This is a genomic window from Limosilactobacillus kribbianus (assembly GCF_026413145.1).
Lineage (GTDB): Bacteria > Bacillota > Bacilli > Lactobacillales > Lactobacillaceae > Limosilactobacillus > Limosilactobacillus kribbianus.
On the sequence record NZ_JAOVYZ010000005.1, the window covers coordinates 59,114 to 82,078 of the forward strand.

Here is a 22,965-nt window from a genome sequence, read left to right on the forward strand (position 1 = left end):
TATAGGGTGCTTGGCGGGGTAAGTTAAATCACCTAGCTTGAAATTAATCAAAGCCGGATCACGACATGCTTCGTAGTCCGCTTTTGATGATGCTATTCTTTTAGCCCCTTTGGTGAAAATAATTTTTGGATCCAACCAAGAACAAGATCGGAAACAATCGCCATTAGCGCCGTCGGGAGTGCTCCCGCCAAAATTATAGCGCCACCATTTGTTGCATTAGTCCCCCGGATAATAATATCACCAAGACCACCAGCACCGATAAAGGCCCCAATCGCTGTCACCCCGATTGCCACCACCAGGGCGTTTCGAATTCCTGCCATAATAACGGAGATTGACAGTGGAATTTCAACCATCATCAGCTGCTGCCAACGGGTCATTCCCATCCCCTTGCTGGCGTCAAGCACCGCGGGCGACGTATTGCGCAGGCCCGTATACGTATTTTGAATAATTGGCAAGAGCGAATAGAGAAAAATCGTGGTAATTACCGTCTGATCGCCAAGACCCAGGCCGAGCATCAAGATCGAAAGCATTGCGAGTGATGGAATCGTCTGGATTAGATTAGCAACCTGAATCACTGGATTGGAGAGACGCCGATAATGGGCAATTAACGCACCAATTGGGATCCCGATCAGGGCAGCGAAGAACACCCCTTCAATTGAAATCAAAAAGTGCTGATTGAACTTTCCTAAAATGTAGTAACCGTTATGCTGAAAATAATAAAAGAATTGTTGCCACAGTCCCATGTCCTTCATCGCTCGTCACCTCTTTGTAAAATAGTGGTGCTTGACAAGAAAATGATGCGCAACGGTTGACGGCTCAAGCAGCTGATCATCAACCTGATAATTGAGCTCCTGCATAGTTTCCAGGTTAATCTGGCCATCTAGCTTGTGAATGGTCGGGCCAAGCTGCGGGTACTTTTTCAAAATCGACTCGTTGGCCACCGCCGCTGCCTCGTATGGTGGGAAGAACTGCCGATCATCTTTTAAGATCTTTAACTGATAGCTCTTAATCCGCCCATCCGTAGAATAACCAAGAATTGTCTGCATTTTCCCCTGCTCGGCGGCATCGTAGACTAGGCCGATCTGCATCGGGTAAACGCGCTTAAAGTCAAAGCCATATTCCTTCTTAAAGCTCCGATAACCGTCACCTTTTCGATTGATCCAGGAGCTATCGACTCCCGCATTCCACTGACTGGCAAAAGACTTCAGGTCGCTAACGGTCTCTAGATTCTTCTGATGTGCCAGCTGCTTCGTAACCATGAAAGCGTAAGTATCCGCAAAGCCATAGGTTGGGAAACGGACCTCATGATAACGACTTTTCAGCTCGCGATCAACGATCCGCGTAGCAACTTGGGGGTTCTTTTCCGGCTTTTCACCAAGAGTTCCGGTTAAGTCCGTTCCGGTATAAGAAGTCGCCATTACATCCGCATTATTACGTTGCAGGGCCTTATGACAAACCGTTGATGAACCAAGATTGCCAATAATCTTTGTCTTCATTCCCGTATCGTGTTCAATCAGCTGACTTAAAATGTTCGCCATGATTTGTGACTCGGTAGAAGATACAGCCGCAATTCGAATCGTCCCACTCGTATTCTTTGCTTCATACTTGTGACTACAGCCAGCAAGGACGAAGAACGCAATAATGGTCAGCGGAATCCATAACCAGCGCTGCTTAATTTTCATCATCCTCACCTTCCTCTCGCAAGTTCACCGGCGTCAGTCTGCGTTCAAGTTTGCTCAACAAAAAGTCGGTGAGCAAGGCCAAAATACTGACCGGAATCGTCCCACCAATGATTAGGTCCGGCTGATAAAGATTTAAGCCATTAAAGATAAAGTCTCCGAGCCCTCCAGCACCGATATATGATGCCAGCGTCGCCCAAGCAATCAAGTAAACGGCCGAAAGTCGGATCCCGGCCATAATCACCGGCAAGGCTTGCGGTAACGAAATTTGCCAAACCCGTTGCCAGCCGGTCATTCCCATCCCTTTGGCCGAATCCAAAAGGACGGGGTCAACCCCTTCCATCCCAATGTAGGTGTTCCGTAAAATCGGCAAGAGAGAGTAAATAAAGAGGGCGACGATTGCCGGAAATTTCCCAATTCCAAAAATTGGAATCATTAGCGCTAGCAAGGCTAACGATGGCACCGTCTGCAACATACTAGCAATCGCAATCACAACCTTCGCTGTTTTGGGGAAGCGCGTTAGGAGGATTCCAAGCGGTACTGCCACAACGATCCCGGCCCCAAGCGAAATCAAAGAGATGTATAGCTGCTCCCAGGTTTTTAGTAAAAGATCACTCCCGTATTCATTCAGAAAGCTAATCATGCCGATCACTTCTTTCATGCTCCAGCTCTTCCTGCCCCCAAACATAGTCATAAAGGACCTTTGCGAGACTTGAACGGGTAATGATGCCGACGATTTGTCGATCGTGATTTACGACCGGCATATACTTAAGGCGCCGTTTAATAATAATCTGGTAAACACTGCTCAAAAGATCCGTATCAAAAACGGTCTGCGGCGCCGGACCCATAATATCGGCTACCCGAAGATCAAGTTTATTCCGGTGGGCGATTACCTGAGCAATATCTAACTCCCCGATCAGGTGCTGATCGCCGTCTACTACGATCAAAGAGTCAATGTGATGATGATTCATTTTCGCCAGGGCTTTTTCGAGAGAGATTTCAGCCGTTGTCGAAATCGGCCTGGTCAGCATCACCGACTGAGCGGTTGCCAGCGTTACCTGGGCTTCATTCAGCCGTTCTTCGCCAATGAGGTCGCGAACAAAATCGTTTGCCGGGTGCTGAAGGATTTCTTGGGGTGGCGCCGACTGAATAATGTGGCCATTATCAAAAATAACAATCCGGGTTGCCAGACTGATTGCCTCATCCATGTCATGAGTCACCATAATAATCGTCTTTTTCAAGTCCTTTTGCAGGTAGTGAACCAGTTCCTGCAACTTTTGTCGAGTGACCGGATCAAGGGCGCCAAAAGGTTCATCCATCAGCATAATTTTTTGGTTGGCAGCCAGGGCACGAATGACCCCAATTCGCTGTTGCTGACCGCCAGAAATTTCGTGCGGGTAGCGTTGCAGAAACTCTTCAGGCATTTCAACCATCTTAATCAGTTCTCGTGCACGGGCTGCCCGCTTCTCTGCTGGCCACTTTAATAGTTTGGGCACCAGACAGATATTTTCTTCAATCGTCATGTGCGGAATCAGACCAATGTTTTGAATCACGTAACCAATGTGGCGGCGTAAATCAATCGGATCCTGATCCATTATATTCTTTCCTTCCACCAGCACCTGACCTGAGCTGGACTCCAGCATCCGGTTGATCATCCGCAGGGCTGTAGTTTTCCCACCACCAGAAGTCCCAATAAAACAGATAAATTCTCCAGGATGAACGGTCAGGTTAAAATCCTCTAGTGCTTTTTTCCCATTAGGATAAACCTTGCTTACCCCACGGAATTCAACAATTGAGTTCTGATCATTCATGCATACCCCTCCTAACAATTAACAAGTTTTCATTTTTCTTTAATTTTACGTTCATTATGATAACGATTTCAAGACTATCTAATCATTTCTGTTGTTATTAAAAACAGTTATTTAACATTGCTTTGTCTTCTAAAGCATTGTCGTAGAAACCAAGACCAATCGTTATGGGGCAGGACAAGTAAAAAACATCCGTTGCATCACAAAAGACCCGGGCCATAAATTTGACTCGGGTCTTTGTAATCAAAATCAAGGAAATTGACAAAGTACTATCTTATTACCATTCGTAGTCGGTTGGGTCCTGAATTCCACGGCCCGTGGCCTTGTCGAGCAGGATCCGCTGTTCGAAGTGAGCAACGTTGCGCTTCGTGGCCTTGACCATGTCTGGGTTGACGGAAACGTAGTCGATCCCACTTTGAATCAGGAAATTCGTGAATTCTGGATATTCGGACGGTGCCTGCCCACAGATGGAAACCGTCCGACCGTCCTTGTGAGCGGTCTTGATCAGGTGCCGGATAGCACGCTTAACAGCCAGGTTCCGCTCGTCGAACAGGCTGGAAACCGTGTCGTTGTTCCGGTCACAACCCAGTAGAAGCATCGTCAGGTCGTTGGAACCGATGGAGTAACCATCAACGAACTGGTTGAACTGGTCGGCCAGGATGATGTTGGATGGGATTTCAGCCATCATGTAAACCTTGAAGTCGGCGCTCCGCACTAATCCCTGGTCGTGCATGATTGCAGTGACCTTCCGGGCTTCGTCAACGGTCCGAACGAATGGGATCATAACGTTCAGGTTCTTCAGGCCGAACTCTTCACGAACCTTCTTGACGGCCGCCAGTTCCAGCTTGAAGGCTTCCACGTACTTCGGGTCGTAGTAACGGGAGGCACCCCGCCAGCCCAGCAGGTCGGCTGGTTCGTGTGGCTCGTACTTCTCGCCACCCTTGAGCTTCCGGTATTCACTGGACTTGAAGTCGGACAGCCGCAGGACAACCGGCCGTGGTGCCATCGCCCGGGCAACCTTACTTACACCGTCGGCCAGCATGTCAACAACCTTCTCCGGGTGTCCCTGGTCAATCAGGTAAAGTGGGTGTTCATGGATGTAGGTGGTCCAAAGGAATTCTTCCCGCATCAGACCAATCCCGTCGGCTGGCAGGGTTGAGTACTTCTCGGCCAACTCTGGGTCCCCGAGGTTCATCATAACCCGGGTAGCGGTTGGTGGGAAGGTCTCGGCAGCAACGACTTGGCCACCGGCAGCGGCCTGGGTCGTCGTTGGCTTCTTGAACAGGGATTCAACCTTGCCCTTGTAGACAACCCCGTTCTTAGCGTCAACCGTAACGACATCCCCAGTCTTGAAGACGTCGGTTGCGGCCTTGCCCCGACTCTTGGTTCCGACGATACATGGAATTTCCATTTCCCGGGAAACGATGGCGGCGTGACAGGTCATCCCACCGTTGTTGGTGATGATCCCGGCGGCCTTCTTCATCGCTGGAACCCAGTCTGGTGAAGTCATCAGGGTAACCAGCACTTCGCCGTCCTTGAATTCATCGATGTCCTTTGGGCTGTCGATGACGTGAACGACCCCGCTGGCCACGCCTGGACTAGCTGGCAAACCACGAACTGCAACCTCGGCATCACTTTCAGCAACCACGTTATCATCTCCTGCTGATTCTTCCGACTTCTTATTCTTGTTCCGCTGTGACCAAACTGTCTCTGGACGAGCCTGAACTAACCAGAGCTTGTTGGTGTTGGCGTCGAGGGCAAACTCCATGTCCATGTAGCAGCCATAGTGCTGTTCAATCTGCTTGACGTAGCCCGCCAATTCCAGAACCTGGTCATCAGTCAGGACTGGCTTGTCTGCCAATTCGGCAGGAACTGGTTCTTCCTTGGTACCACCCTCAGGCAGCCGAACTAGCTCGACCGGCTTGGTGGTGATGTTCTTTTCCACGATCTTCATCGACTTTTTGTCGACAACGAAGTGATCTGGCGTTACCTTCCCCAAGACGATGTATTCACCGAGACCGTAGATGGTATCGATCACGATCTTGGTGTCATCCCCGTTAGTAACGTCGACGGAGAACATGATCCCCGAGGCCTTAGAGAAGACCATCATCTGAACCGCGGCCGACAGGGCAACCTTTTCGTATGGGAAGTTCTGCTTGTGCCGGTAGTAAGTTGCCCGATCCGTAAAGAGTGAAGCGTAACACTGTTGAACACGGTCAACCACGTCGTCAGCCCCGTGGATGTTCAAGTAGGATTCCTGTTGACCCGCAAAGGAAGCGTTTGGCAGGTCTTCGGCCGTAGCAGACGACCGAATGGCAACGAAAGGATCCTCCTGATTCATCCGCTTGGCCAGATCAGCGTAAGCCTGCTTGATGTCATTGGCTAAGTCATCCGGCATCTTGGCTCCGGTGATCAGGTCCCGAATCTTGGTGCAGGCGTCGTGAAGCTCGTCGGCATTTTCGTAGTCCTTGATCTGGTCCAGCAGGGCGTTGACCTGGTCATTTAAGCCGGTCTTTTCCATAAAATAACGGTAAGCGTGAGCCGTGGTAGCAAAGCCGTACGGAACTGGCACGTTCATCGACGAGGTCATCTCTCCCAGCGAGGAAGACTTCCCACCGACCAGGTTAACATCCTCTCGGTGGAGCTCATCGAACCATAATACATTAGCAACATCGCGATTTCCCATAATACTACCTCCTCTGGATAGCTTGTGAAAGCGGTTACAACTACAATTACATTGTACCCTTTATTTATTGAACGTGGGACATCAAATGTGTCTTTTTGTCTCTTCTTATAACAAATTTAATATTATGTTCGATATAAAAAAGGCGGTGGGACAGAACTCGTTTGCGAGTTCGTCTTCCCACCCCCGCGAGGCTGGCTAGGCGTCCTGGGCGTTGATTTATCAACGTTCAGGATCCAGCCAGCTACCGCGCTGTAACATTTACAGCTATGTAACGGCAAAGAGGCTGTTTAAATCCAGCCTCCTTTGTTTTTTATGCATTTTCGGCGAGTTTGCGGTCAAAATAGTGAGCTAACTTGGCTTCCGGGTAGACCCCGGTGACCTTTTCCTTGGCCTGGCCATTGCGGAACAGGACCAGGCTCGGAATGCTCATTACCTTGTAGCGCTGGGCAATTTCCTGGTTGCCATCAACATTCATCTTCACAAACTTGATTTTCCCCTGATACTGAGCTTCAAGCCGCTCCATGATTGGGTCCATCATCTTGCAGGGTCCGCACCAGGGTGCCCAGAAGTCAACGACCGTTAACGGCCCTGCCGTCAGCGCGGCGAAGTTTTCTGCATTTGCTTCAATTGCCATTTATTTATTCCTTCTTTTTATTCTTTGAACGGCGCACAAAGTGGATCACAATCGTCAGGATGAAGACCACCAGCATGAAAATTCCAAAAATACTCGACGGAATCTCGATATCGATTGCTGGAATCGTCAAGAAGAGCTTGACGGCAATGATGGCGATCAGGCAGTAAGCCATCGGCTCCAGTTCTGGAATCTTGCGCATCAAGCGCATGATGATCTCGGCCACCCCCCGCATGCAGGCGATCCCAATCATTCCACCGATCAGGACGATCACTGGATTGAATGAAATTGCCAACGAAGCCAGGACGGAGTCGACAGAGAAGATAATATCCATAAACTCAATCTGGGCCACTACTGACCAGAAACGCTTACGGCCGGTCAGGTGCGCGGCCGCGTTCCGGACTTGACGAACCCGTTTGTGTCCGAAAAATTTATTCTTAAAAAAACGGTATACCAGATAGATAAGGTAGGCGGCGCCAATTACCTTGATCTCCCAAAAATTGATCAAGTAGGTTCCGACCCCGATAATCAAGAAGCGGAACAGGTAGGAACCCCAAATCCCGTAGAACAGGGATTCCTCCTGTTCCTTGAGTGTTGGCAGCACTCGCGTTTGAGCCGCCAGCACGACGGCATTGTCGACTGACAGCAAGCATTCGATCATCACCAGGGAAAAGATGATTAGCCAGTCCTGGCCCGAGGTGATGACAGTTGACCAGTTATGTGGATCGAAGAAGGGTCCATATAACTTTCCTAAAAGTGACAATTAGTGTCCCCCTTTAAATTAATTTTTATCTACCTAATTCAATCCATATTTTACCAGATATTGGGCAAAATATGGGGGCAAGGGGGCCGCAATTTGGATTTTCTTAAAGGAGAAGGGAACGATCAGGCGCTGGGTAGCACCGTGTAAAAGCATCTTTTCCGGTGAATTTGGGTTGTAGATCGGATCACCGACAATCGGGTGCCCACTGTGCGCCAGATGAACCCGGAGCTGGTGGGTCCGCCCCGTCGCCAGGCGCAGGCGGACCAGGGAGCGTTCGGGTCCTGCAGCCAGACTAGTGTAGTAGGTCAGTGCCGGCTGGGCATGCAGGCCGTTAACACAGTGCCAGCGAGGATCCTGCGGGTTGCGGCCAATCGGCCAGTCCCATTCGCCCTGGCCGGTGAGTTGTCCTTCGACCACCGCTAGGTATTCCCGGTGGATTTCTCCCGCGGCGATCAGGCGATTGAGCACCGGCACCACCACCGGGTTCTTGGCAACGATCATTGCCCCGCTGGTCTCCAAGTCGAGCCGGTGGACCATGTAGGCGCCATCTCGGGTCCCCCGCAGGTAGCCGGCAACGTCATTCATCACCGTGCCCTCTTCACCCGCCTGGTTGGGGTGACTTTTTTGGCCTCGCGGCTTGTTGACCACCAGCAGGTCCCGGTTTTCAAAGAGAACCGCTAGCTGCGGGGCTGAGGTTGGGACATAGTGGTTGGCACCCGGCGTCCGGAATTCGTCCCCGCAAAAGAGGAGCTGAACTCGGTCGCTGGGATAAACGGGTTGGTTCATCGTTTCATAGCGCCCGTTAACCAGGACGTGTTGACGGCGGCGCAGAAAGTGAATCAGCCGGTCCGGCAGCAGCCACTGGTCGTGCAGGAGCTGGCGCAGCAAAATGATTGGCTGGTCCGGGCGCAGCCGTTCGGTCAGTTGCCAGCGGATGTCTGCTGCCACCTACTTCACCTCCCGGACGCTCAGCCGATCTGGCACGTGGTAGACCTTGGGCTTGGTCCAATTCATCATGTCGTCGGTCAGCTGGAGCTTGGTGATGTCACCACGGTGGTAGGACTGGAAATAGTAGCTCCGGCTCTCGGCCACCGTCACGGCCCGGTAAACGGAATAGGTCGGCTGGTGGCGACTGTTCTGCGGAACGGTCACGCTGTCCAGCAGGTGCCACTCACTGATCAGTCCAGTGGCCTCGTCGGCAGGCACGTCTGCCCGTTCTTTCAGGTAGGCCGCCCGAACGAAGCGAGCACTCGGTGAGTAGTAGCCGGGCGGGTTGGTCTTGCCCGAAAGACGTCCGGTCGTGACTCGGGGCGTGTTGAGTGGAACCTTCCCCGCCGTAAATGCCGGCGTGAAGTCCACATAGCGTTCCATCTGGGCTAACTGACGATCAAAATCGGGACTGTTGGTGACCACGCCAAGCGGGTTCTCAATCACCCGCAGCGGCGTTTGGCTAGGTTCAATCACCACGATCCGGCCAGTCCGGTCGGCCAGGGCAAAGTGCAGTTCCGGGTTGCCGTACTTGGTATCGCTGTTTTTCTCGCTCATTAGCTCGACTTCATCCAGGTGGTCAACCAGGTCCTGGACCGAACGGAAGTTGCCCAGCACCCAGAAGATAAACTCGTAAGCCGCCAGCTGGACCTTGTTGCGATTGCGCTCGTCTTGGTAGTGGGCACCGTTATCAAAAGTCAGCTTCTGGGCCATCAGCCCCCACTCGTTGACCCCGTCGGACACGTCGACGCGGCGGGCATCCAGACTGCCGCCACCGACCAGGGCATATTTATTTTCGTAGACCCGGTGATCGAAGGCCGTCGCCCAGCGAAAGTGCCGGGGAATAAATAGGGGCGAAACCGCCAGGACCGGCCAGTCCATCGTCCGGGCCAGCAGGTGGGTATGGTCCAAGGTCACCTGATAAATACTGGTACACATCATCCAGCACCCCTTTCGTGAATTTTTACCGTCCCCATTTTAATTTATTTCCCGGGAAATTTGCCACTATTTTGTCTTCACCGTCCCCGCCAGCTTTACTTTTGAGAGCAAAAAGAGTTGAATAGTATTTGTAACTAAGGGCAAGCAACGAGGAGATGAAGTGATGTTAAGTGCCGAAGCAATCAACGACCGGAGCAAGTGGATCAGTGTTTTTGAGCCCCTCCCCCACGAACGGGCGGACCTGATCAAAAAGTACGAGGTCACTAAGGAACTCCTCGACTACGCCATTGACCCCTACGAAAAGGCCCGGGTCGAAATCGATCCCGATGCCGGCGTGACCCTGCTGATCTTCGACGTCTACGTGCCCACCCACGCGGTAACGGCTCCGCAGACCGCCCCGATCGGCATCATGCTGACGGCCAACAACATCATCACCTTCACCAACGCCAAAACCAACTTTGTCAACGGGGTAATCGCTAACCAGCTCCGGATCCTGAAGCGCCGCGGACCGATCACTGATAAGCTCAACCTAGTCTTCCCGATTCTCTACCGGCTCTCCACGAGCTACTTCGGCCCCCTGCGCCGCGTTGACCAGCAGCGCCAGCAGATTCAGCGCAACATTCAGCGCCGCACTGGCCGCAAGGCGATTGGCGAATTTATGGAAATTGAAACCGGCCTGGTTTACATTCTGACCTCGCTGAAGGGCAATGTCTCCCTACTTGAGGAATTCAAACGCCGGTTTACTGATCAGATGTCGACCCGCCAAAATAACGACCTCGACGACGTAATTGTCGAAGCCCAGCAGGGACTGGAGATGGCCCAGATGACTTCCGACGTGTCCGAGCGGGTTTCCAACGCCTACAGTAAGGTGATCGACAGCGACTTGAACCAGACGATGAAGTACCTGACCATCTACTCGATCGTCCTCTCCATCCCGACGATCGTCTCCGGCTTCTACGGTGAAAACGTCAAGCTGCCACTGGCGAACGGTCAGTACTCCTGGGTGATCACCCTGATCATCACACTGATTTTGATGATCATTACCATGATCTTCATGATTACGCGGAAATGGTGGAAATAAAAACGAGACAGGGAGAAAATTTTGCTTCCTGTCTCGTTTTGATTCTTATAAAGATAACGTGGGAAAAAGCGAGCTCTTAGTGTCTATCCACGAACGAAGGCCGACGCTTGCAGCGTCAACCTCCGCTCGTCGATAGCCATACGCCCCGCTTTTGGTTGCTTCCCACTTCTAAATTTAGAAATGCCCCTTCACATCCTTATCCGAGAACGAGTGCGGATCCGGCATGAAGGAAATGTCAACGTCGATGATGCCGAACTTCTTGCGCATCATCCGTTCAATCTCCTCTGATAGCTGGTAGCTTTCCAGGACCGTCATCTTTCCGTTGACAATCAAGGTGGCATCCAGTGAAACTACGTTGCCGTTGTAATGAGCCTTGAGCTCGACCACCCGCCGGACATGCTTAACCTTGCCGATTGCTTCGGCATACTGCTTTTCGGCCGCTGGATCAAAGTAGTCGGCCAGGTTCAGACTGGTTTCAAAGAAGATCTTCAGCCCGGAATAGAGGATGAAGAAACCGACGATGATACTGGTGACCCCATCGAGCCAGGAGAGCTGAAAGAGCAGGGCCCCACCGATGGCCACCATCGTGCCGATGCTGGTGAAGGCGTCGCTGAGGCTGTCCTGGGCTGATGCCAACAGGGCCGCATTTTGGAGTTTGCGACCGGTCTGCCTGTTCATGTACCAGACCACGAGCATGATCACCGAGGCAATGCCGGCACCGATCAAGGCCACCGGGTCGGGAACCACCCGGCTGGCCGGGTTGAGCAGGGCCCGGATTCCACTGATGATAACGCTCAGGGCGATGGCGATCATGACTACCGCCGTCACCAGTGAAAAAACGGTCTCGTAGCGCCAGCGGACAAACTGGATCCGCTGGTCGCCGCCGAGGTGCTGCTGATATTTCGGCCCCGGCAGCTTGACCCCCGCGATGTCATCATCATGAATATCCTGGGCAATGTGGAGACCCATCATCAAGAGCACCGTCGAGATGATCCCCGACAGGTTATTGAAGGCGTCGGCACGCAGGGTTTGCGAACGGCTGATGGCCGCCAGCCAATATTCAATCACCGAGATGCTGCAGTAGGCCGCCACGTTGTAAATCAGGTGGCGTTGGGCGGCTCGGATCTTGGCCAATTCAGCGGCCTGGTTGGACTCCCACTGCTTCATCTCCCGGGTAACGTGTTTCTTGAACTTACTCAAATTCACTACTCCTCATGCAAAGTTACAGGGCTATTCTAACACCAACTTAAAAAGGCGAGTCGCTCTTGACTCGCCTTTTGTATATTCATGATGAATCAATTACAAATTGTCCCCGCGCTCGAACTGGAACTTGGAGTTCAGCAGGGTCTGGTGGATCAGGCTACTCAGGAGCTTGTGGGTCGCTTCGGTAACGTGAGCGGCCGACTGCTTGTTTTCGGCGGTCAGGTAGTCGATCAGCTCCTGGCCGGACTTGCCGGCAGCACCAGCCGTGATGGCGTCAACCCGGCCGACCCCGTAGCTCTGGCACTGGTCACGGTAGTCGTTGACCTCGTTGATGAATTCGTGGTAGCGCGGTTCAACGATCACTTCCAGCAGCTTGTGCATCCAGTAGGCACTCTTGGCCGGTTCGGCATCGTTGGTTGCCAGCTGGTAGTTGGCTGGCGTATCGTCGATGTTGGTAAAGAATGGCACGTACGGGCTGTAGCAGTAGAAGCCGAAGTCGATCCACTGAATGGCGGCGTACTCAGCCGGCACATCGTTGCGGATCTGCAGGATGCAAGAGCTCTGGTTCCGGTCCAGGGCGATGGAACGGAACTTGCGTTGCTCTTCCGGCGTTCCGGAGGCAAAGGTGCCCATCGGATCGTACGGCGTGCCGTTGTAGTGGGAGGTCAGGAATTGTTCGACGTCCTCGACGGCAATCTTCTTTTCCGCGTGCTGGATGAATGGGATCTTCTGGCTGGTTGGCTCCTGCTCTAAGGATGGCGTGAAGAGCTTCTGGCCGTACCAGGACCGCGGCGTGTTGTAGTAGGCATCGGCTTCGTCCTGGGTGCCGAAGATGTTCCGGAAGTTAAAGGTCCCCGGGTTCGGGTTGAGGTGGTACTTTTCAACGAAGTCCCGGATGCCGCTGGCGAACATGTAGTTGTCGGGATCGTCAAAGTCGATCTCCTCGATGCACATGATGTTTGGCGCAATCGCGTAGGCGTCGTCAGGAATCCGCTGAGCAACCCATTGGTGACCGCCGGCGGTTTCAAGGTACCAAACCTCGTCGTGATCGCTGAAGGCAATCCCGTTGGTTTCGCCGGTCCCGTACTTTTCAATCAGGTGTCCCAGGCGGGCCACCCCTTCACGGGCGGACTTGATAAATGGCAGCACCAGGTAGAGCATCGAATCCTCGTTGACCCCGTTTTTAACCAGCGGATCGTGGCCGAGCACCCGTGGGTTAGTCATCTCGGTTTCGGTCGAAGACATCGCCACGTTGTGTTCGTTGATTCCCTGTTCGTCCCAGCGGCCAATGTCGGGAACCCCATTTGGCGTTGCCGTAAACCGGCAGCCCTGGCCTTCGAGGTCGACGGTCAGGCCATTATACTTGGAGACATAGTGTTCACCGGTATAGTCCTTGGCTGGGAAAACCTTGAACGTCTTTGGATTAACCCCGTCCTCGGCGTCCTCGTCCCGGGCAATAATAGTGGAACCATCGATGGTGGCGTTCTTGCCGACCAGCATGGCCGTACAGCTGCTCATCTTTTTCTTCATTTATTTTCTTCCTTTCTTTCTACCATATATAAGATTAATAACTTTTAATTATCATACCACGTTATCTCATCAGGCGTTAATATTCTTTCGGTCAGATCGGTGAACGTTAGTGATACTCTCATCTATTTATTTCATCAAATTCCGAACGAAACCGTTTTCTATCCTTGCATCCCTTAGATTTTCGTGTTAGGATAAGACCACTTCAAATTAATCGATAGCCTATATAATGCCGTAATATGGACGGTAGTTCCTACCCAAAGCCGTAAACTTTGGACTATAAGCGAATTGAACGAAAGCTCTTTTTGCTTTTCCGGCAAGGAGAGCTTTTTTATTTGGCTGTTGATCAAATTCAGTTAATTTGGGAGGAAAAATTTGTGAAACAACCTATGACTGTTTCGACGCACGTTAATCTGCGGCACTTTAGTTTTGCTGACCAGTGGAAAAACTTTGTCCTCGGTTTCCAGCACCTGCTGGCAATGTATTCCGGGGACGTCCTGGTCCCGCTTTTGATCGGGAACTACCTGCACTTCTCGACCCTGCAGATGACCTACCTGGTCTCCATCGACATCTTTATGTGCGGGGTGGCAACCCTGCTCCAACTCAAGCGGACACCGCTGACCGGGATCGGCCTGCCCGTCGTCCTCGGCTGTGCGGTACAGTCCGTGGCCCCGCTGGAATCGATTGGTGGCAAGCTCGGCATCACCTATATGTATGGGGCCATTATTGCCGCCGGGATCTTTGTCTTCCTGATCGCCGGCTTCTTCGCCAAATTAAAGAAGTTCTTCCCACCGGTTGTCACCGGTTCTTTGATCACAATTATCGGCTTTACCCTGGTCCCGGTCGGCTTCCAGGACCTCGGCGGTGGTTCGGCAACTGCCCACTCCTTCGGTGACCCTTCCAACCTGCTGATCGGCTTTTTGACGATCGCCATCATTCTGCTCTTTAACGCCTTTGCCAAGGGCTTCATGAAATCGATCGCCATCCTGCTCGGCATCCTGCTGGCTTCCTTTATCGCCGGCGCTATGGGCTTCGTTTCCCTCAAGCCGGTCAGTGAGGCGGCCTGGTTCCACGCCCCGCAGCTCTTCTTCTTCGGTGTGCCCCGTTTCAACCTCAGTGCCATGATCACCATGATGCTGGTTTCCCTGACAACCATGATCGAATCAACCGGGGTCTTCTTCGCCTTAAGCGACCTTACCGGACGGAAGCTGACAACCAAGGACCTCGAACGGGGCTACCGGGCCGAGGGGATCGCCGCCATCTTGGGTGGCCTCTTCAATACCTTCCCGTATTCGACCTTCTCCGAAAACGTCGGCGTCCTCAAGATGTCCGGCGTTAAGACCCGCCGGCCCGTTTACTACGCAGCCTTCATGCTGCTTCTGCTGGGCCTCTTGCCGAAGGTCGGTGCCCTGGCAACCGTCATTCCGACGCCAGTCCTGGGTGGTGCCATGATCGTTATGTTCGGGATGGTCGGCGTCCAAGGGGTGCAGATCCTGCACAAGGTTGACTTCAGCAACAACGCCAACCTGTTGACCGCCTCCGTCTCCATCGGACTGGGGCTCGGGATCACCATGTACCCGCACATCTTCCAGTACCTGCCAACGGAAGTCCAGATCATCCTGGGCAACGGGATCGTGGTCACCAGCGTTTCCGCCGTTCTTTTGAACCTGCTCTTCAACCACCGGTGGGCAAAGCGGTCTGCCGACTAATCTCATTTCTTTCTCATTTGCGTGTTGACTTTCTCATTTCGACACGCTATGATAATTGCAACAATTATCGTTTCAGTAGCTGCTCTGTTGGGTGTCAGAGAGCCGGTGGTGATGTGCGAACCGGTCAGGCAGGGTAAGTGAATTATCACGAGGATTTTGATTGTCCGGCCATGATCAGTGCCGTTACCACCTGATAAGAGTGCGCGCTGGATTGCAGTGCGTAAGTGGGTGGTACCGCGGTAATTATCGTCCCGTTGATTTATTTCAACGGGGCGTTTTTTATTGGAAGGAGTATATTTATGAAAAAAGTTAGTTTCGGTGAGTCGATCACCATCCTAGTCATCATGCTAATCATCCTGGGGACGGCCGTCATTCACTTCGGCCTCTCCCCGCAGATTCCGGTCCTCTTTACGATCGCGCTGCTGATCTTTTGGGCCCGGTTCCGGGGTGCCGCTTGGGACGACATCCACAATGGAATCCAGGACGGGATCGGCACCGCCATCATCCCGATCTTCATCTTCATCCTGATCGGGGCCCTGATCGCCGTCTGGATCAAGGCCGGGATCATCCCGTCGATCATGGTGGTCGGCTTCAAGCTTATCAGCAGCCGCTTCTTCGTCCCTTCGACCTTTGTCGTCTGCTCGCTGGTCGGCCTGTCAATCGGGAATGGCTTCACCACCATTTCCACCATCGGGATTGCCCTCTTCGGGATGGGGGTGGCAATGAACGCCAACCCCGCCCTGGTCGCCGGGGCAATCATCTCCGGGGCCGTCTTCGGGGACAAGATGTCGCCGCTGTCCGATTCGACCAACCTGGCCTCAGCCATCGCCGGCAGCGACCTCTTCACCCACATTAAGAACATGATGTGGTCCACCATCCCGTCCTTCATCGTTTCCTTCATCCTCTTCTGGATCCTGGGAAGTTCCAACGGCCAGATGAGTGCCGGCAAGATCGCCCGGACCACCGCCGTCCTGCAGGCCCACTTCAGCGTTACCTGGTGGGCAATCCTGCCGATCATCCTGATGTTTGTCTGCGCCTGGCGCCACATTCCGGCGATCCCGACGCTCTTCATCAACATCCTGGTGACGGTCGTCATGATCTTCTGCCAGAACCCGCACGAATCACTGAAGTCCCTGACGAACCTGATCTCCGAAGGCTTCGTTGCCCACACCTCGGATGCCGGGGTCAACGCCCTGCTCTCCCGGGGCGGGATCACCAGCATGATGGGGACCGTCTCTTTGATCATCGTCACCCTCTCACTCGGAGGAATCCTGATGCAGTTCCACGTCGTCCAGTCGGCCATGGAGCCCCTGGTCAAGCGGCTGCAAAAGCCTGGTCCGCTGGTAACGACCACGATCTTATCCGGGATCGGCATCAACCTCTTCGTCGGTGAGCAGTACCTCTCCGTCATCCTGCCCGGGAAGGCCTTCAAGCCCGCCTTTCAACGGATGGGCCTGGATCCCCTGGCCCTCAGTCGGGTGCTGGAAGATGGTGGGAGCGTCATCAACTACCTGATCCCGTGGGGCGTGGCCGGTTCGTTTGCCGCCTCAACCCTGGGCGTGCCGGTACTCCACTTTCTACCCTTCGTCTTCTTCAGCCTCTTCTCGCCGGTCTTCTCGATTCTGAGTGGCTTTACGGGAGTGGGATTAAAGTGGGCGAAGAAGCCAGCCCAACAAAATTAAGATCAAAAAAATGGATTGCGACGAGTTCGCAATCTATTTTTAGTTTGAATTCAATTAATCGTACTGGTGCATGTACTTGGACAGCCGCTTCAGTCCCTCGCGCAGGGTTGCTTCCGGCGCGCAGTAGCCGAGCCGGACGTGCCCCGGCGTATCGAAAGCATCCCCCGGTACCAACAGAACTCCCGTGTCATGAAGCAGGTTCTCGCAGAAGGTATGAATGTCAACCGGGACATCCAGCTTTGGGAAGGAAGTCGAGACGGCCCGTGGCATCACGACGCTGGCCCGGTCTTCGTGGTCAATCCAATCCTTGTAGATGGCCAGGTTGCCCAACACCAGCTTGCGGTTGCGGGCCAGAACCTGGTCACGGTGACGAAGAACGTAGGTGGCGAGCTGGTCATTGAAGACCCCACCACAGATCATCGTGTAATCCCGGAATTTGCGGAAGAGATCCGCTAGTTCGGCATTGGTGGCCGTCCAACCGATCCGGACGCCCGGTACCGAGTAGGTCTTGGACAGAGAGTTGGTCGAAATTCCCTTGTCGTAGAGGTCCACGATTGGCGTGAAGTCCTCCGGGTGGTCCAGCGGCAGGTAGACCTCATCGACCAGAACGTAAGCCCCCACGGACTTGGCGATCTCAACGACCTGCTTCAAGAAGTTCTCGTCCAGGATCGTCCCGGTTGGGTTGTTGGCGTTGTTTAAGCAAATCATCTTGGTATTCGGCCGGATCAGCTGCTTTAATTCCTCAATGTCCGGATACCACTGGTCTTCTTCGTGAATGTGCCAGTAATCGACGTCCGCGCCCAGCGACTTCGGAATATCGTAGAGCTGCTGGTAGGACGGGTACTCGGCAATCACGTGGTCACCCCGGTTGATCAGGGCGTAAAGGGCCAGGTTGTTGGCTCCCGTGGCCCCGTTGGTCTGAAGAATATTTTCTGGATCAACGTGCTGGTAGAGTTTGGCAACCTCCTGCTTGAATTCAGGAGAACCCTCAATCCAACCGTAGTTCATCTTCTGCTGGTCGAGCATGGCGTAGAATTCTTCGCCGCCCTTGCCGTCAAGGTTCAGCAGCTCGTGCATCGTCAAAGAGGCAATTGTGCTCTGCGAAATGTCATAGGTTGCGCTCTTTTCCCACTTGTTCAGCCAGGATTCAACGCCGAATGGTGCAATTTCAACCATGATTTAATTCCTCCTTAATTAATCGAGATCGTGCCGTTGGCAACCAGAACCAGGGAAATAATCGCAAAGATCGCGATCAGGCCCATCGCCCACTTCTCCTTGGCACTAACTGCGTGATGATATTCCTTAGCCGCCTGCAGGTAGAAGATAAAGCCCGGAATGAAGCCGACCGAGACGATCATAACCTGCTTCCAGCCAGACAAGACCATTGCCATCAGTTCAAACAGGGTGGCAATCAGACCGATAATAAATTGACCCCAGTCCTGGTGCTCCCAGCTGTACATCATCTGGTAGATTCCCACCAGCAGGTAGGAGATCAAGATGGCCGCCGTACAAAGCGTGTAGGCAAAGTTATAGGCATAAGAAGTGAAGAGCAGGGAGAAGAGGAAGAGCGACTGCAGAACACCGGTGATAACCAAAGCCCGGGTCGGCGCCTTCTTGGCGTTGACCTTGCCCCACGAGGACGGCAGGGTCTGATCGTCAGCCATCAGCATCAGTGATTCCGCTGGCAGCATCGTCCAGGACAGCCAGGAAACCAGGACGGAGATGATCAGGCCAATGCTGATCAGGGCGGCACCCCAGTTTCCAACCAGGTGCTGCATAATCGCACCCAGTGCTGGTTGGCCACCGGCTGCCAGTTCGGCCCGGCTCATGACCCCGTATGGCAGGACGGAAACAACAATGTAGATCGTCAGCAGGCTGACCAGCCCCATGATCGAGGCCTTTTCAGCATCGGAACGACTCCGCGCCCGGCTAGTCAGGACTGAAGCCCCTTCGACCCCGACGAAGAGCCACATCATGACGATGATCGAGGACTTGACCTGACTAAAGACGGAGGTCGGGCCACCCTTGATGTTCTGGGCAACGTTGCCCCAGAAATCCGCGGTGAAGATCCGGGCCTTAAAGCCGAGGATCACGCAGATGACGAAGACAATCAGCGGCACAATCTTGCAGATCGTCCCGATCGAGTTGATGAAGGCCGCCGACTCGATTCCCTGGTTAACCAGGAAGGTCAGAATCCAGGTTAAAATAATTGCAATGATAATCGAAGTCAGGTTCTGACCGTTCTTAAAGACTTTCGGGAAGAAGGTTCCCAAGGCGCTCATCGTGATCGTCGCAAAGGCGATGTTGCCCAGCCAGGCCGACAGCCAGTAGGCCCAGCCGGAGATAAATTCACCCAGCGGGCCAAACGCGGCCCCGGCGTAGGAGAAGATCCCGGATTCCAGATCCGGCCGCTTCTGTGACAGGTTGTTCAGTGATAAGACCAGCATCAAGACCCCGATGCCGACGATCACCCAGGCAATCATTGCCGGGCCCGGTGCGGCCGCCGTGGCCAAGTCGCTCGTGATCCCGAACGCCCCGGAGCCAATCGTCGAACCGACGATCAAGAGCGTCAATTCGGTCGCGGTAATTCCCTTTTTCTCATTCATTAAATCCACCTCGCATTCAAATTGATGCCCCAAGTTGTCGGCCAAATTACTTGACCTAACGTCAACATTATATCAATCGTGAAAACCGCTTTCAATTTTAAAAAATTAAAGCTTGATCTCGCCCAAGAGCAGGATCAAGCCGGTTAAATTAATTTAAATTAGACGCAAAACTACTTATTGTATTCCACAATCTGCAGATCATCATCAGTCAGGGTCGCCGTCGTCAGGCTACCGTTTTTCGGCCGCACGGTAACGTCGTACTTGCCCCCGCCGAAGCGCTCGACCAGGCTGAGCAGGGTGTTGCCGTGGCTGACCCAGAGGACGTTGGCGTCGTCGTGCAGACCGGCGTGCCGAATCAGGTCAAGGCCCTTGTCGACCCGGGCCCAGTACTCCTCATTATTCTCAGCGTCGTGGAACGGGTCGGCCTCCTTCAGCCAGTCCTTGGCCGTGCCGATCGAATGCTTAGTGACAATGTCGTGGAAGTTCTTTAGGCCGTGCGGGGCGCCAGCATTGTACCAGGCCAGCCCCATGTTTGTCCCCTCGTAGGACCCGTAGAACTCCTCCCGGAAGTACGGCGAGGTGACCGGCCACTTGATCGAGTCGGCCTCGTTCATGTTCAGGATTGTCTGGATCGTCTCCATCGCCCGGGTGGTGTCGCTGCAGAAGGCGGCGTCGAAGTGAATGTTCTTCAGCCGCTCGCCGGCCTCCTGGGCATTTTGCTTGCCCTTGGCCGTCAGCGGGGAATTGCTCCAGCCCTGCAGCTTGTCATAGATGTTAAAGTAGGTCTGGCCGTGCCGGACCAGGTATAGATTAAGTTTTGTCATGTTGATCCCTCCACTCTCTGTTCTCATTGTACCGCTTTCATTTAGAAAATCATAACCATTCTTGTCGCGAGCTTAGGACTTTGTTCACAGATTATTCACATTCGTTCTTTAAGATGAAAGCATAGAAAGAAGGAATTACTATGACATTAAAGGACACCAGCCAGCCCGATATAGTGGCCGCACGAATTGTGGCCGTCAATGGCAGAACTGTAAAGGTTGTCACCGAAGACGGCCAAAAATTGCGAATTCCTCTCACCAAGCAGTACCGCCGCGACAAGACGATGCTGGCTTCATTAAAAGACATTCTCAACGCTGGGATTTGGATCCCAGTTAACCGTCACCTCAAGCGCCTCTTCCATTACGATTGGTTAGTAGCCCCAGCAACGGTCCCAGCAAAGAATTAAGTTTTCTCAACGATTAAATGAAAAACAATGTTTCCGCTCAATCTGTGATAAAATGTTTTTGATTTGCTAAATTTCGTGTAGCAGGTTAAACAAACATTTTGATTGCGAGGAACATTCCTAATGAAAAAATTAAGCAAATTTGTGGACACTAGGATTGGTTTTTTTACCCTCCTAGTCGTCCTTTTTTGGTTAAAGACCCTGTTTGCTTACTTTACCGATTTTAAATTAGGGGCGGAGGGGTTCTTTCAATACCTGATTCTCCTCTTTAATCCCCTGGCAACCACGGTTCTGATTTACAGCCTGGCTTTTTATTTTAAGCGTGCGCGTTTCTTCTACCCCGTCATCATGGGGCTGAACATCGCCAACACCCTCTTGCTCTACCTCAACGTCATCTACTACCGGGAATTTACCGACTTCATGACGATTGCCACCATGACCGGCTATTCCAAGGTCAATCAGGGGCTGAGCGGGGCTTCATTGGCTCTGACTAACTTCCATGACGTTTTTTATTGGCTCGACATCGTCATCATCCTCCTGTTGATGCTCTGCCGGAAGATCCACTTCGACCCGCGGGCGGTCGGCAGCCGGCTGGCCTTTGCCTTCACTTCGCTGTCGCTGGTCCTCTTCGGGGTCAACCTGTCTTTTGCCGAGATGAGCCGGCCGCAACTGTTGGGGCGGACCTTTGACCGGACCTACATCGTCAAATATCTGGGGATCGACACTTTCACCGGCTATGACCTGGTCAAGTCCCAGCACATCAATGAGATGCGTCAGAGTGCCACCAAATCGGAGCTGAAGAAGGTCAAGAACTTCACGGATAAGCACTACGCCAAGGCCAACCCGAAGATGTTCGGGATCGCTAAGGGCCGGAACGTGATTGTCATCCACCTGGAGAGCTTCCAGCAGTTTATCATCGACAAAAAGATCAACGGCCAGGAGGTTACGCCGTTCCTGAACTCGCTCTACCACAGCAACGAGACCTACGCCTTCGACAACTTCTTCCACCAGGTCGGTCAAGGAAAAACCAGTGATGCCGAAAACCTGCTGGAAACCTCAACCTTTGGCCTGCCCCAGGGTTCGCTCTTTGCCACCCTCGGCAGCGACAACACCTTCCAGGGGGCTCCGGCAATCCTGAAGCAGCGAGCCGGCTACACCAGCGCCGTCTTCCACGGCAATGTCGCCAGCTTCTGGAACCGAAACAACGTCTACAAGAACCTGGGCTACCAGTACTTCTTCGACGCCAGCTACTACGACACGTCCGGTGATAAGTCGACCGGTTACGGCTTAAAGGACAAGCTACTCTTCAAGGACTCCATCAAGTACCTGCAGACGCTGCAGCAGCCGTTCTACGCCAAGTACATCACCGTCACCAATCACTTCCCGTACGAGCTCGACGACGAGGACAAGGACCCGAACTTCACGACGACCGACACCGGGGACAGCAACATCGACAACTACTTTGTGACTGCCCACTACCTCGACCAGTCGCTTCAGGAGTTCTTCAACTACCTCAAGAAGTCCGGCCTCTACAACCATTCGATCATCATGATCTACGGTGACCACTACGGGATTTCCAACAGTGAAAACACCTCGCTGGCTAGCGTCCTGGGCAAGAGTGCCGACGATTGGAACGACTACGACAACGCCCAATTGCAACGGGTGCCACTGATGTTTGTGATTCCAAATTCCGGCAACAATGGTCACATCGTCCACACTTACGGGGGCGAGGTCGACGTCCTGCCAACCTTGCTTCACCTGCTGGGGATCTCGTCCAAGCGCTACATCCAGTTTGGAACCGACCTCTTCTCCAGTCAGCACAAGCAAGTTGTCGCTTTCCGCAACCAGGACTTCATGACGCCGCGCTACACGGTCGTTGGCAACACAGTCTACGATAATAAGACCCAAAAGAAGGCCAAGCTGACCAAGAAGCAGAAGGAAAAGATCAAGAAGGATCACAAGCTGGTCAACACCGAGCTGCGGCTGTCGGACTCACTCAACGAAAAGAACCTGCTACGCTTCTACCATCCGAAGGGCTTCAGGGCGGTCGACCCGTCAGACTACAACTACTCGCGTGGCTTGCAACGGGCCCAAAAGATCGAGAAGAAGAAGGGCAACCAGTCCACCAGCATCTACTCGAAGAACAATAACCAGTCGACCGAGGATGATTACAGTACGGATGCACCGGAGCAGAACCACTCCTCAACCGATTCCAACCGGATTAAGATTACTAACCCGGATGCTAACAACAAGTAAGATAGTACCCTAGCTTTTTCGGCGAAGGGATAAAATAAAGGGAGCAACCCAAATTTCATGGCAATGTCATTAAGTTAAGCTATTGACATTTGGGATACCAAAAGAGTGAGCCTTTATTTACACAATTTGTGTGAATGAAGGCTCACTCTTTGCTTTAAACAGCGTTGCTTTTTAAAATTAAAT

Annotated in this window: 19 protein-coding genes and 1 riboswitch; of the genes, 5 read left to right on the plus strand and 14 right to left on the minus strand. The window is 52.9% G+C overall.

Annotation, left to right across the window (positions count from 1 at the left end; genetic code table 11):
• Positions 1–92 precede the first annotated feature (92 nt).
• The 9 genes from OCT58_RS02470 to OCT58_RS02510 form a co-directional block, all read right to left on the minus strand.
• Positions 93–752 (minus strand): ABC transporter permease, encoded by a 660-nt coding sequence (locus tag OCT58_RS02470; RefSeq protein WP_267201258.1) that lies wholly within the window; start codon positions 750–752, stop codon positions 93–95.
• A 6-nt stretch (positions 753–758) separates the two neighbouring features.
• Positions 759–1,682: an osmoprotectant ABC transporter substrate-binding protein gene (locus OCT58_RS02475; RefSeq protein WP_267201276.1), complete on the minus strand. Its 924-nt coding sequence runs from the start codon at positions 1,680–1,682 to the stop codon at positions 759–761.
• A complete protein-coding gene (locus OCT58_RS02480; RefSeq protein ID WP_267201277.1) occupies positions 1,672–2,322 on the minus strand; it encodes an ABC transporter permease in 651 nt (216 codons plus the stop codon). The genes OCT58_RS02475 and OCT58_RS02480 overlap by 11 nt, the downstream gene beginning before the upstream one ends.
• Entirely contained in the window at positions 2,315–3,490 is a 1,176-nt protein-coding gene (locus OCT58_RS02485) for an ABC transporter ATP-binding protein (protein WP_267201259.1), read from the minus strand. Before OCT58_RS02485 ends, OCT58_RS02480 begins: the two co-directional genes overlap by 8 nt.
• Before the next feature lie 274 nt (positions 3,491–3,764).
• On the minus strand, positions 3,765–6,173 hold the full coding sequence (gene ppsA / locus OCT58_RS02490; RefSeq protein WP_267201260.1) for a phosphoenolpyruvate synthase: 2,409 nt from the start codon (positions 6,171–6,173) through the stop codon (positions 3,765–3,767).
• A 310-nt stretch (positions 6,174–6,483) separates the two neighbouring features.
• Entirely contained in the window at positions 6,484–6,807 is a 324-nt protein-coding gene (trxA, locus tag OCT58_RS02495) for a thioredoxin (protein WP_267201261.1), read from the minus strand.
• Between the two features lie 4 nt (positions 6,808–6,811).
• Positions 6,812–7,567 (minus strand): TerC family protein, encoded by a 756-nt coding sequence (locus OCT58_RS02500; protein WP_267201262.1) that lies wholly within the window; start codon positions 7,565–7,567, stop codon positions 6,812–6,814.
• 33 nt (positions 7,568–7,600) lie between these two features.
• On the minus strand, positions 7,601–8,515 hold the full coding sequence (locus OCT58_RS02505) for an RluA family pseudouridine synthase (RefSeq protein ID WP_267201263.1): 915 nt from the start codon (positions 8,513–8,515) through the stop codon (positions 7,601–7,603).
• The gene (locus OCT58_RS02510) at positions 8,516–9,493 is read right to left on the minus strand and encodes a choloylglycine hydrolase family protein (protein WP_267201264.1); all 978 of its coding nucleotides are present in this window, start codon (positions 9,491–9,493) and stop codon (positions 8,516–8,518) included.
• 163 nt (positions 9,494–9,656) lie between these two features.
• Here OCT58_RS02510 and OCT58_RS02515 point away from each other — a divergent pair, with 163 nt between their 5' ends.
• The gene (locus OCT58_RS02515; RefSeq protein WP_267201265.1) at positions 9,657–10,574 is read left to right on the plus strand and encodes a magnesium transporter CorA family protein; all 918 of its coding nucleotides are present in this window, start codon (positions 9,657–9,659) and stop codon (positions 10,572–10,574) included.
• A 174-nt stretch (positions 10,575–10,748) separates the two neighbouring features.
• On the opposite strand, the gene OCT58_RS02520 is transcribed toward OCT58_RS02515, so the two are convergent.
• A complete protein-coding gene (locus OCT58_RS02520; protein ID WP_267201266.1) occupies positions 10,749–11,774 on the minus strand; it encodes a cation diffusion facilitator family transporter in 1,026 nt (341 codons plus the stop codon).
• Positions 11,775–11,873: 99 nt separating this feature from the next.
• Positions 11,874–13,307 carry a C69 family dipeptidase gene (locus OCT58_RS02525; protein WP_267201267.1) on the minus strand — a complete coding sequence of 478 codons (1,434 nt, stop codon included), beginning with the start codon at positions 13,305–13,307 and terminating at the stop codon, positions 11,874–11,876.
• Positions 13,308–13,506: 199 nt separating this feature from the next.
• Positions 13,507–13,604: riboswitch (purine riboswitch) on the plus strand.
• A gap of 89 nt (positions 13,605–13,693) precedes the next feature.
• On the opposite strand from OCT58_RS02525, the gene OCT58_RS02530 reads away from it, so the two are divergent.
• Together OCT58_RS02530 and nhaC are read left to right on the plus strand one after the other, a co-directional pair.
• A complete protein-coding gene (locus tag OCT58_RS02530) occupies positions 13,694–15,013 on the plus strand; it encodes a nucleobase:cation symporter-2 family protein (protein ID WP_267201279.1) in 1,320 nt (439 codons plus the stop codon).
• A gap of 299 nt (positions 15,014–15,312) precedes the next feature.
• Positions 15,313–16,695 carry a Na+/H+ antiporter NhaC gene (gene nhaC, locus OCT58_RS02535; protein WP_267201268.1) on the plus strand — a complete coding sequence of 461 codons (1,383 nt, stop codon included), beginning with the start codon at positions 15,313–15,315 and terminating at the stop codon, positions 16,693–16,695.
• Between the two features lie 54 nt (positions 16,696–16,749).
• Here nhaC and OCT58_RS02540 read toward each other — a convergent pair whose 3' ends face one another.
• The 3 genes from OCT58_RS02540 to OCT58_RS02550 all read right to left on the minus strand — a co-directional run bounded on the left by OCT58_RS02540 (position 16,750) and on the right by OCT58_RS02550 (position 20,125).
• Positions 16,750–17,871: an aminotransferase gene (locus OCT58_RS02540; RefSeq protein WP_267201269.1), complete on the minus strand. Its 1,122-nt coding sequence runs from the start codon at positions 17,869–17,871 to the stop codon at positions 16,750–16,752.
• 14 nt (positions 17,872–17,885) lie between these two features.
• The gene (locus OCT58_RS02545; RefSeq protein WP_267201270.1) at positions 17,886–19,301 is read right to left on the minus strand and encodes a basic amino acid/polyamine antiporter; all 1,416 of its coding nucleotides are present in this window, start codon (positions 19,299–19,301) and stop codon (positions 17,886–17,888) included.
• A gap of 170 nt (positions 19,302–19,471) precedes the next feature.
• On the minus strand, positions 19,472–20,125 hold the full coding sequence (locus OCT58_RS02550) for a histidine phosphatase family protein (RefSeq protein ID WP_267201271.1): 654 nt from the start codon (positions 20,123–20,125) through the stop codon (positions 19,472–19,474).
• Between the two features lie 140 nt (positions 20,126–20,265).
• Between OCT58_RS02550 and OCT58_RS02555 the strand changes: the two genes are divergently transcribed.
• Positions 20,266–20,529 (plus strand): hypothetical protein, encoded by a 264-nt coding sequence (locus OCT58_RS02555; RefSeq protein ID WP_267201272.1) that lies wholly within the window; start codon positions 20,266–20,268, stop codon positions 20,527–20,529.
• A gap of 120 nt (positions 20,530–20,649) precedes the next feature.
• The gene (locus tag OCT58_RS02560; protein ID WP_267201273.1) at positions 20,650–22,782 is read left to right on the plus strand and encodes an LTA synthase family protein; all 2,133 of its coding nucleotides are present in this window, start codon (positions 20,650–20,652) and stop codon (positions 22,780–22,782) included.
• The last annotated feature ends 183 nt before the right edge of the window (positions 22,783–22,965 follow it).